The sequence below is a fragment of the Actinomyces polynesiensis genome (assembly GCF_000820725.1).
Classification (GTDB): domain Bacteria; phylum Actinomycetota; class Actinomycetes; order Actinomycetales; family Actinomycetaceae; genus Pauljensenia; species Pauljensenia polynesiensis.
In genome coordinates, this window is record NZ_CCXH01000201.1 from 1 (window position 1) to 9,406 (window position 9,406).

9 protein-coding genes are annotated in these 9,406 nt (G+C 71.0%); 2 read left to right on the forward strand and 7 right to left on the reverse strand.

What is annotated here, in order from left to right; genetic code table 11:
• Window positions 1-90 precede the first annotated feature (90 nt).
• Window positions 91-501, reverse strand: a complete 411-nt coding sequence (locus tag TA90_RS08555) for an ACT domain-containing protein (RefSeq protein ID WP_043535794.1) — start codon at window positions 499-501, stop codon at window positions 91-93.
• Window positions 502-827: 326 nt separating this feature from the next.
• On the opposite strand from TA90_RS08555, the gene TA90_RS08560 reads away from it, so the two are divergent.
• Window positions 828-1,289: an Hsp20/alpha crystallin family protein gene (locus tag TA90_RS08560; RefSeq protein WP_043535788.1), complete on the forward strand. Its 462-nt coding sequence runs from the start codon at window positions 828-830 to the stop codon at window positions 1,287-1,289.
• A gap of 148 nt (window positions 1,290-1,437) precedes the next feature.
• Here the strand turns inward: TA90_RS08560 and TA90_RS08565 are convergent, their stop codons facing one another.
• The 4 genes from TA90_RS08565 to TA90_RS08580 all read right to left on the reverse strand — a co-directional run bounded on the left by TA90_RS08565 (window position 1,438) and on the right by TA90_RS08580 (window position 7,441).
• Complete coding sequence (locus TA90_RS08565) at window positions 1,438-2,157, reverse strand: LmeA family phospholipid-binding protein (RefSeq protein ID WP_043535789.1); 720 nt, start codon at window positions 2,155-2,157, stop codon at window positions 1,438-1,440.
• Between the two features lie 40 nt (window positions 2,158-2,197).
• On the reverse strand, window positions 2,198-3,061 hold the full coding sequence (locus TA90_RS08570) for an aldo/keto reductase (RefSeq protein ID WP_043535790.1): 864 nt from the start codon (window positions 3,059-3,061) through the stop codon (window positions 2,198-2,200).
• 601 nt (window positions 3,062-3,662) lie between these two features.
• Window positions 3,663-5,705 carry an ABC transporter ATP-binding protein gene (locus TA90_RS08575; protein ID WP_074015363.1) on the reverse strand — a complete coding sequence of 681 codons (2,043 nt, stop codon included), beginning with the start codon at window positions 5,703-5,705 and terminating at the stop codon, window positions 3,663-3,665.
• A complete protein-coding gene (locus tag TA90_RS08580) occupies window positions 5,702-7,441 on the reverse strand; it encodes an ABC transporter ATP-binding protein (protein ID WP_043535791.1) in 1,740 nt (579 codons plus the stop codon). The genes TA90_RS08575 and TA90_RS08580 overlap by 4 nt, the downstream gene beginning before the upstream one ends.
• Window positions 7,442-7,661: 220 nt before the next feature.
• Between TA90_RS08580 and TA90_RS08585 the strand changes: the two genes are divergently transcribed.
• The gene (locus tag TA90_RS08585; protein WP_043535792.1) at window positions 7,662-8,342 is read left to right on the forward strand and encodes a hypothetical protein; all 681 of its coding nucleotides are present in this window, start codon (window positions 7,662-7,664) and stop codon (window positions 8,340-8,342) included.
• Window positions 8,343-8,468: 126 nt separating this feature from the next.
• On the opposite strand, the gene TA90_RS08590 is transcribed toward TA90_RS08585, so the two are convergent.
• Together TA90_RS08590 and TA90_RS08595 are read right to left on the reverse strand one after the other, a co-directional pair.
• Window positions 8,469-8,960 carry an RNA-binding S4 domain-containing protein gene (locus tag TA90_RS08590; RefSeq protein ID WP_082031583.1) on the reverse strand — a complete coding sequence of 164 codons (492 nt, stop codon included), beginning with the start codon at window positions 8,958-8,960 and terminating at the stop codon, window positions 8,469-8,471.
• A gap of 49 nt (window positions 8,961-9,009) precedes the next feature.
• On the reverse strand, window positions 9,010-9,406 hold a 397-nt coding region (locus TA90_RS08595; RefSeq protein ID WP_187120120.1), incomplete at its 5' end, for a DNA glycosylase AlkZ-like family protein.

The following is a 9,406-nucleotide window of genomic DNA, read 5'->3' on the forward strand; positions in this document are numbered from 1 at the left end:
TGGAGTCCTCCGGGCGGACGGCCTGTCCTGGCCGGTGGGTACCCCGTCCTGGCCGGCGGCTGCGCCGACCCGGCCGCGGGGCGGCGCCGCTCAGCCCTCGGGGAGCCAGCCCTTCGCCTGGCGGGCGAGGTTGTCGAGGAGGGACCACGCCTCCGAGGCGCGGTCAGCGGGGACGAAGAGGTGGTCGTGGAAGTAGCCCGCCACCACGTTGCAGGGGATGGACCTGCTCGCGAGGGTCTGCGCGATGGTCGCGGTCAGGCCGATGGAGTCCAGCGGGGACTGCACCCCCAGCGTGATCCGGGCGAACACCTGGTCCAGGGGAAGGCCGAGGTCACGTGCCTGCTGCTCCCTGACGATGACGGTCGTGCCCTCGTCCTCCTCGACGACGGCGAAGGGTTCCAGGCCCTCCGGCACGGACGAAACGGTGGCGAACACGTAGGTGCCCTGTGGTGTCGCGTCGAGGGACGCGAGGGTCTGGTCGAGGTCAGTGGTTCCGGACATGGGGCCGAGGGTATCGCGCGGCACGAGGGGTCGCAGCCCTGTCTCACCACTCCCGGGGCCCGTCGCGCACGGTGGCGGGGCCGGCGTGGGAGTGGGGCACTCGGGGCAGGGGACTGCGTGTCGGCGCGTGCGGGCACGGGGTGTGGTTCCCGCCCCGCGCCCTCCATACATGAGTCTTGGTGGCTCAATGTTCAGCCTTGAGTGAAACAGGCTCAATGTGGGTTGCGGGGAGCGGGCGACCGCGCGACACTGACAGTGTTGAAGCCCGAGAAGGGCAGGCGATCCGGTCCGGAGGGTCCGGGCCGGAACAACCGGAGGTGATCGCCATGGCTACTCGTTATGATCCGTTCCGCGACGTCGATCGCGTGTTCAACTCCGTCCTGCGCCAGGTTCCCGCCACGCCGGGGATGCCGCTGGACCTCTACCGTGACGGCGACGAGTTCGTCGCCGCCGTCGACCTCCCCGGTGTCGACCCGAAGTCGATCGACATCGACGTGGAGGAGCACACCCTGACCATCAGCGCCGAGCGCTCCGCCCATGTGGGCGAGAACGTCCAGTGGCTGTCGCACGAGCGTCCCACTGGGACCTTCGCCCGCCAGCTGACGCTGGGCAACGGGGTGGCACTGGACGGCATCAAGGCCTCCTACCGCGACGGTGTGCTGACGCTGACGATCCCCGTGGCCGAGGCGGCCAAGCCTCGCAAGATCTCGGTGTCCGTGGACCAGTCCGACGGTGCGACCATCGAGGGCGAGTCCACCGAGACCGCTCGCGAGCCCGTGAACGCCTGAGGTCGGCAGATGCCGGTCGTCCACGAGGACGAGGACATGGGGCAGTGACGCGCGTCGGGGCATGAACCCACGGCTTGCGTGATGAGGGGCGCCGGGATCTCCCGGCGCCCCTCATCGTCGTCCCCGGAGCCGTCCGGACTGGGCGGCGCTACCGGAAGGCCACGTCCTGGCCTGTCAGACGCGCCGACAGTCCACCCGGGTCGCTGTCGATCCGCACGACCCGCACGCCCTCCGGCAGACCGTCCAGCGGAATGGTCGGCAACTCGCCGAGCACGGGGGCCACGATGTCGAGGGAGACCTCGAGTCCTCCCAGGGTGGCCGATCTGGGGGTGAGGACGAGCGTGCGGCCGCCCTCGTCAGGGCTGATCCCCAGCGTCACCGCAGCTGGCTGTCCCAGGACCTCCACGCTGAGCGTCACCCCCTCCTCCCCGGTGGTGAGGGTGCCGGGGATCCCGGCCGCGCTCGCGGCAGAGGCCAGCGAGTCGGCGCTGATGGTGGCCGTGGCCGTGAGGTCCCGGGTCAGGTGCGGCACCGAGGTGGACACCCCGCGGAGGTGGGCCTCGATGTCGTCGATGCGCAGGGTGCCCTGCCCGGTGTCGACGTCGTAGGCGGGCAGGTCCACACGCAGGGAGTCCAACTCGCCGGACACCAGGGAGGTGAGGACCGGGATGTCCTCGACCTCCACCGAGGGACCACCGTCCGCGGTCCCCGAGCCCTGCGTGGTGTCGTCCTGGGTCACCACTCCCGGCACCGTGGACAGGGAGTCCTCGATCCCGCGCTCCAGGAACAGGTCGGTGGCGCGGTCGGCGACCACGGCGACGAGGGCGAGCACGACCAGGGCGAGGAGCAGTCGGCGCAGGGACTTCATGTCGGACCTGTCCCGGGCAGTGCGCACCGGAGGGACCGGGTCACAGGCGGTCCAGGGTGTCTGGATGGCTCCCGGTGCGGCCGGCCTCGCCCTCGTCCAGGGCGTCGACGCGGGCGACCTGGGCCGGCGTGAGCCGGACGTCGAGGACGCCGAGGTTCTCCTGCTGACGCGCAGGAGTCACCGACTTGGGGAAGATGACGTCGCCGCGTTGCACCGCCCAGGCCAGGGCGACCTGGGAGGCCGTCGCCCCGACCTCCTCGCCGATGCCGACGAGCACGGGGTCCCTCGGAGCGCGACCCCTGGCCAAGGGCGACCAGGCCTCCGTCACGATGCCGTGCTCGGCGTCGAAGTCGTGCACGGCGCGGTTGGGGAGGAACGGATGGGACTCCACCTGGTTGACCATGGGGACCACGTCGGCGTGCTCGAGGATCGGTTCCAGGTGGTGCGGTTCGAAGTTCGAGACCCCGATCGCGCGGGCACGGCCGTCCCCGAGGAACTCCTCCAGCACCTTCCAGGTCGTGACGAAGTCGCCGCCGTAGTGCATGGGCAGCGGCCAGTGGATGAGGAAGAGGTCGACGTGGTCGGTGCGCAGGTCGCGCAGGGTGCGGGCGAAGGACTCTCGCGCCACGTCGGGTTCGTGGTTGGGGTTGTCCAGCTTGGACGTCAGGAAGACCTCGTCACGGTCGAGGCCCGAGGAGGTCCAAGCCTCGCCGACCTCGGCCTCGTTGTGGTACATCTGCGCGGTGTCGATGTGGCGGTAGCCCAGGCGCAGCGCGCTGAGGACCACGTCGACGACGTCCTCGGTGACCTTGTACGTGCCGAACCCCAGCTGGGGGACCGAGACGCCGTTGGCCAGGGTGACCAAGGGGACGTCGGGGAGTGGGATCTCGGGTGTCTCGGACATGGGGAGCCTTCCGTGCGGGTGTTCCCAGCCTAGGTCCATCCGGTGGGAGGCCGCCCCGGGAGGTGGCGTGGTCCCGTGGAGTCCCACGGCCGCGCCCTGGGCCGAGGGAGTGACCCGATCACGCTGCCCTGTGGTCACGCCCCGTTGGCCGGGATGTCGTGTCGCGGGACTCCGGTGACGGTTCGGTGACGAGACGGCGAGTTTGGACACGGGTGGTGTCGGAACTTGCCGTCTCGTGGGCGTGCTGGTGGAGCCGGTGAGTGGCCCGGTCCTGTGACCTGCGGAAATGTGTGGAGGTGTGGGAAGGATGTGTGACGAGACGGCAAGTTTGGACACCGGCACTGCGGGAACTTGCCGTTTCGTCGGCCTGTGCGAGCGAGAGCGTGTGGGGGCGGGGCTGTGACCTGCACTGATGCAGATGTGCTGGTTCTGGCGGTCGACGAGCCGGCAAGTTCTGACACCGGCAGTGTGGGAACCTGCCGTCCCGAGCGCGGACTGCCTGACCCGGTGGGACCCCGACCGGGCCGAGCGGCCCACCAGCCCACCGGCCGAGCGGCCGAGCGGCCGAGCGGCCGAGCGGCCGAGCGGCCCACGGGGGCCCTCAGTGTTCCGGGGTGTCCTCCGGATCGGCGTCGTCCGCGGTCCCGGGTTCGTGGTCCTGCCAGGGGCCGGGGTCCTCGATGTCCGTCTCCTCGCCGTCGGGACCGGCGAACTGGGCCCGGTAGAGACGCGCATACGCCCCGCCACGGGCGAGCAGCTCCTCGTGCCGGCCGGTCTCGACGACGTCGCCCTCCTCCATCACCATGATGAGGTCCGCGTCGCGGATGGTGGACAGCCGGTGGGCGATGACGAAGGCCGTGCGGCCCTGGCGCAGCCGGTCCATCGCCTTCTGCACGAGGACCTCGGTGCGGGTGTCGACCGAGCTCGTCGCCTCGTCCAGGATCAACAGGTCCGGGTGGGCGATGAAGGCGCGGGCGATCGTCAGCAGCTGGCGTTCGCCCGTGGAGACCGTGTCGCCCTCGTCGCTGATGGGGGTGTCGTACCCGTGGGGGAGCTGACGGATCAACCTGTCCGAGGCGGTGGCCCTGGCGGCCTCGACGACCTCCTCGTGGGAGGCACCCTCGCGCCCGAAGGCGATGTTGTCCCCGATGGTCCCCTCGAACAGCCACGTGTCCTGGAGGACCATCCCGGTGTGGGAGCGCAGCGTGTCCTTGTGGAGGTCGCGGATGTCCACCCCGTCGATGCTGATCGACCCGGAGTCGAGCTCGTAGAAGCGCATGAGCAGGTTGACCAGGGTGGTCTTGCCCGCACCGGTGGGACCGATGATGGCGACCATCTGCCCGGGCCTGACGTCCAGGGAGAGGTCCTTGATGACCTCGGTGCCGGGGACGTAGCCGAACCTCACGTGGTCGAAGACGATGTGCCCGTGGACGACCTCCTCCTCGGCGGACTCCGCCTGCCCGCGCGCGGCGGCGAAGGTGGTGGCACCCGGGTCGGGTTCCATCTCCTCCGCGTCGAGGAAGTCGAAGATCCGCTCGGCCGAGGCCACACCCGACTGCAGGGAGTTCGCCATGGAGGCGAGCTGGCCCAGGGGCTGGGTGAACTGGCGCGAGTACTGGATGAACGCCTGGACCTGGCCCAGCGACATGGACCCACCGGCCACCATGATCCCGCCGCCGACGGCGACGATGACGTATGAGGCGTTGGAGACCATGCCCATCAGGGGCATCACCAGGTTGGAGATGAACTGCGCCTTGAAGGAGGAGTGGTACAGCGCGGTGTTGGACTCGTTGAACTCGGTGGTGAAGCGGTCCTCGAGGCCGTACAGGGCGACGACCTCGTGACCGGTCATGGCCTCCTCGACGACACCGGAGACCTCGCCCGTGGCCTTCCACTGCTCGCGGAACTGCGGCTGGGCGCGCTTCATCAGCTGGACCGCCAGGAACGCCCCGACCGGCACGACAACCATCGCCACCAGCGTGAGCTTCCAGGACATCACGAGCATCATCGCGAGGATCCCGATGATGGTGAGGATCGACTGGAAGAACTGCGACAGCGTCTGGTTCATGACCTGGGTGGCGTTGTCCACGTCATTGGAGACGCGTGACATCAGGTCGCCACGGCTGTTGCGGTCGAGGTAGCTCAGGGGGAGCCGCTCGATCTTGTCCTGGACCTGGGTGCGCATGCGGTACCCGGTGTTCTGCACGACGACCCGCAGGAACAGGCCGGAGACGTACATGAGGACCGCAGCCGCGATGTAGATGGCCACGACGACCAGCAGCACGTGGGCGAGCTGGGTGAAGTCGATGCCCTCGCCGGGGGTGACGTCCATGCCCTGGAGCATCGTGGCGAGCTTGTCATTGCCCTGCTGGCGCAGGGCCGCCACGGCAGCCTCCTTCGAGGGGGCCTTGGCGATCATCTGCCCGACGACCCCGTTGAAGATCAGGTCCGTGCCGTGCCCGAGCACGCGGGGGGCGGCCACGGAGGCGACCACCCCGGCCGCGGAGGCGACGAGGGCGAGGACCAGGAGCAGCCAGTCCGGTCGCAGTTCCCCGATGAGCCGGCGCAGGTTCGGCCCGAAGTTCTCGGAGCGCTGTCCGGGGGCGACACCCCTGCCGCCGCGTGGTCCGGGTCCGTGGCTCATGCTGCCTCCTCCTCGCTCATCTGGGACGCGACGATCTCGCGGTAGGTCGCGCAGGACTCCATGAGCTCGCCGTGCGTGCCCCGGCCGACGACCTGTCCGTCCTCGAGCACGATGATGACCTCGGCGTAGCGGATCGTGGCCACGCGCTGGGCGACGATGAGCACTGCCGCCCCGTCCACGTAGTCGGGCAGCGCCAGGCGCAGCCGGGCGTCGGTGGCGTAGTCGAGGGCGGAGAAGGAGTCGTCGAAGACGTAGAGGTCGGCGGAGCGGTAGAGCGCGCGGGCGATCGAGAGCCGCTGGCGCTGTCCTCCGGAGAAGTTCGACCCGCCCGGCTCGACGCGGGAGTCGATGCCGTCGTCCATGCGGGCCACGAACTCCGTGGCCTGGGCGCCCCTCAGCGCCCACTCGACGCGCTCACGCTGGGAGGCGTCGGGGGAGGGGACGCCCGAGACGGTCTCCGCGATGGTGCCGGAGAAGAGGTAGGCGTGCTGGGGGACCATGGCGATGCGCTTGCGCAGCTCGGCCAGGTCGAGCTGGTCGATGGGCACGCCCGAGGCCTCGATGCGGCCCGAGGTCGGGTCCATCAGTCGGGGCAGGAGGTTGACGAGGGTCGTCTTGCCGGAGGCCGTCGCGCCGATGATGGCGGTGGTCGTGCCCGGGGTGAGGGTGAGGTCGATGCCGGAGAGCACCGGTTCCTCGGCCCCGGGGTAGCGGAGCGTCACGTCGCGCAGTGCGAAGCTCCAGCGTCCCTCGGGTGCGGGGTGCACCGAGGTGGCCCCGGCGACGGAGGGCGCGTGGTCGAGGACCTCGTGGATGCGCCCGGCGGAGACATTGGCGCGGGGCACCATGATGAACATCATCGCGGCCATCATGACGCCCTGGAAGATCAGACCCAGGTAGTTGATGAAGGCGAAGAGCGCGCCGATCTGCATGTCACCGGAGTCGATGAGGTGCCCACCGAACCAGAGCACCGCCACCGTCGACAGGGAGATCACGACGGTGACCGCCGGGAACATCAGGGCGAAGAGCGTGCCGATCTTCAGGGCGACCGCACGCAGGTCCCGGTTCGCGTCCGCGTAGCGCTGGCGCACGAAGCGCTGGCGGACGAAGGCGCGGATGACGCGGATGCCGGTGAGCTCCTCGCGCAGGACGGTGTTCATGTGGTCGATGCGCGTCTGCTGGACGGAGAAGAGCGGGGAGAGCCTCATCATGATCAGGCCGACCACGACGGCCAGGACCGGGACGAGGACCAGCAGCAGCCGGGACAGGGACACGTCCTGGCGCAGCGCCATGACGACGCCGCCGACCCCCATGATCGGGGCCTGGATCATGATCACGAAGGTCATGAGGGTGACCATCTGGACCTGCTGGACGTCGTTGGTCGAGCGGGTGATGAGGGAGGGCGCACCGAAGGTGTGCACGTCCTGGGCGGAGAACTCCTGGGCATGGGTGAAGATGCGGTGACGCAGCCAGGCACCCAGCCCCATGGAGATGCGCGAACCGAGGAAGACGGCGAAGCCCGTGGCGATCGCCTGGGCGAGGGTGACGGCCATCATCACGCCGCCCATGTGCCAGATGAAGGTCGTGTCGCCCATGGCGACGCCCTCGTCGATGATGCGGGCGTTGAGGTCGGGGAGGTACAGGGCCGCGATCGTCGCCAGCGTCTGCAGCGCGACGGTGGCGAGGACCTCGCCGAGGCGGGTCCTCAGGTAGGTCCAGGCAAGTCTGAAGAGCACAGATCGTCCGTTCGGGTGGGGCCGGGTGGGCGCTCGAGTGCCCTGTGCGGGGCATGGGCGTCCTCCGGGAGCGGGACACGGGTCCGGTGCCGGTTCTCCGGTCGCGGGCGCCGTCAGGACGGGTACATGCTAGATCGGCTGGTGATCCGCCGCCCTCCCACGATCCGGGGTTGAGCACGACGTCACAGGTGGCGCCGCTTCCCGCCCCTAGACTGGCGCCATGGAACCGCCCACGCCGCCGCGTCCACGCGGCTCCGCCTTCTCCCGGGACCTGGTGGAGGCCGGCTTCTGGTGCGTGCTGGGTTCCGTCCGGGACGTGCCCGCGCCCCCTCCCGCCGACAGGGGTGCGCGTGACGAGGGCGCCCTCGCCGATCTCACGGAGCTCCTGGAGCCAGCGCTGGTGGGGAACGGGCTCGGTGCGGACGGACGCCGACGGGTGGCGGAACTGGTCGTGGCCACCAGGGCGTGGGCCCGCGGGGCGGGCAGTGCGGGCACGATCTCGGCGGCCGGGTTCGAACGCGCGCGACGGGACCTCCTCGCCGGGTGGGAGCGGGGGACCGCGACGGGTGCGGTGGTGTGGCCACCCACCTCGCGGACGGTTGCCGTGCGACTGGGTGGTGGCCGCTGGAACGACGCCCTCGTCTCCCTGGGTGTGGCGACCTCCGCGAGGGGGCGGGAGCGCGGGGGGACGCGCTTCACCGCCGGGGAGTTCACCGGGGCCGTCGCCAGGTTCCTCCACGAGGCGGAGGCGGCGGGTGGGTCGACCTCGTTCGCCGGGTACACCGACTGGGCGCGGGAGCGGCGCGGCGCCGGGGAGTCAGTCCCGGCACCGGCCACGGTCCGGCAGCACTTCGGGTCCTGGTCAGCGGCGGTGGCTGCTGCGCACGGGCACCTCGACTGAGGTCCGGCGTCGGCGGCTCCCCCGCCGGGGACCGCAGGCGGTCCCAGCCGGGCGTCGACCCCGCCGTTCCCGGACGCACACCGACATCCCCGGACGGGGGAGCCGTGTGCGCCCAACCGTCTGCGCTCAGCCGTGCTCGCGGGAGTCGCGCCCGCGGAGGCGGTCGAGCTCGCGGCGTTCCCGCTTCGAGGGCCTTCCCGCACCGCGGTCCCGGACGGCGAAGCCGCCCACCGGGCGCGGGACCTCCGGGGAGTGGTCCAGGTAGCACTGCCTGGCCACTGCTGCACCGACCCGCTTGACCAGGAGGGCACGGACCTCCAGCACGCGGTCGAACCCCTCGACGCGCAGGCGGACCTCGTCGCCGACGCGGACCTTCTGCGAGGCCTTGGCGGTGTCCCCGTTGACCCGCACGTGGCCGGCACGCGCCGCGGAGGTCGCCTGGGAGCGTGACCTGGTCTGCCGGGTCGCCCACAGCCACACGTCCACGCGCACCTCGGACCCCGGCGCGAGGGCACCCGGGGGCGGAGGGGCGGGGACGGGGGACGCTGACTCCCCCGGGTCGACCGGACCCGGGCCGGTGGCGTCGGGTCCCCCCTCGGTCGTCCTCCCGCTGTGCATGTGGGCATCCTAGGCGCGTACCGGGGTCCGACCGCGGGCGCCGGGTCCCTCAGCCCTGGGAGCCCAGGGCCCGCACGAGGGCGCGCGCCCCCTGCCCCGGAGCGCCCTCCTCGACGCAGACCGTCCCCAGTCCCTGCCAGGAGGCCACCCGGCGCAGCTCGGGGAGGACGGCGCGCGCGGTTCGCACGGGGGCGCCGGACCGCTCGGGCTCCAACCAGAACCCGCGCACGAGGAGTTCCCCCGCCGCCCGTTCCGCCCTCAGGTCGATGCGTCCCACGATGTCGTCCCCGATGAGGACGAGGAGGTCGTAGTACCCGAACTCCCGCTTCGGTGCCGGGGTGTAGATGCCGATGCGGTACCGCACCCCGAAGAGTTCCTCGAGGCGGGGGCGGTGGGCGACGAGGTGGTCAAAGGGGGACAGGAGCCGCACCCGGTCGCGCCGGCGG

What these genes read in the sequence shown, in the direction of transcription:
- TA90_RS08555 (WP_043535794.1), bottom strand. Translation starts at nt 501, where the DNA reads ATGTCCGGAACCACTGACCTCGACCAGACCCTCGCGTCCCTCGACGCG.
- TA90_RS08560 (WP_043535788.1), top strand. Translation starts at nt 828, where the DNA reads ATGGCTACTCGTTATGATCCGTTCCGCGACGTCGATCGCGTGTTCAAC.
- TA90_RS08565 (WP_043535789.1), bottom strand. Translation starts at nt 2,157, where the DNA reads ATGAAGTCCCTGCGCCGACTGCTCCTCGCCCTGGTCGTGCTCGCCCTC.
- TA90_RS08570 (WP_043535790.1), bottom strand. Translation starts at nt 3,061, where the DNA reads ATGTCCGAGACACCCGAGATCCCACTCCCCGACGTCCCCTTGGTCACC.
- TA90_RS08575 (WP_074015363.1), bottom strand. Translation starts at nt 5,705, where the DNA reads ATGAGCCACGGACCCGGACCACGCGGCGGCAGGGGTGTCGCCCCCGGA.
- TA90_RS08585 (WP_043535792.1), top strand. Translation starts at nt 7,662, where the DNA reads ATGGAACCGCCCACGCCGCCGCGTCCACGCGGCTCCGCCTTCTCCCGG.
- TA90_RS08590 (WP_082031583.1), bottom strand. Translation starts at nt 8,960, where the DNA reads ATGCACAGCGGGAGGACGACCGAGGGGGGACCCGACGCCACCGGCCCG.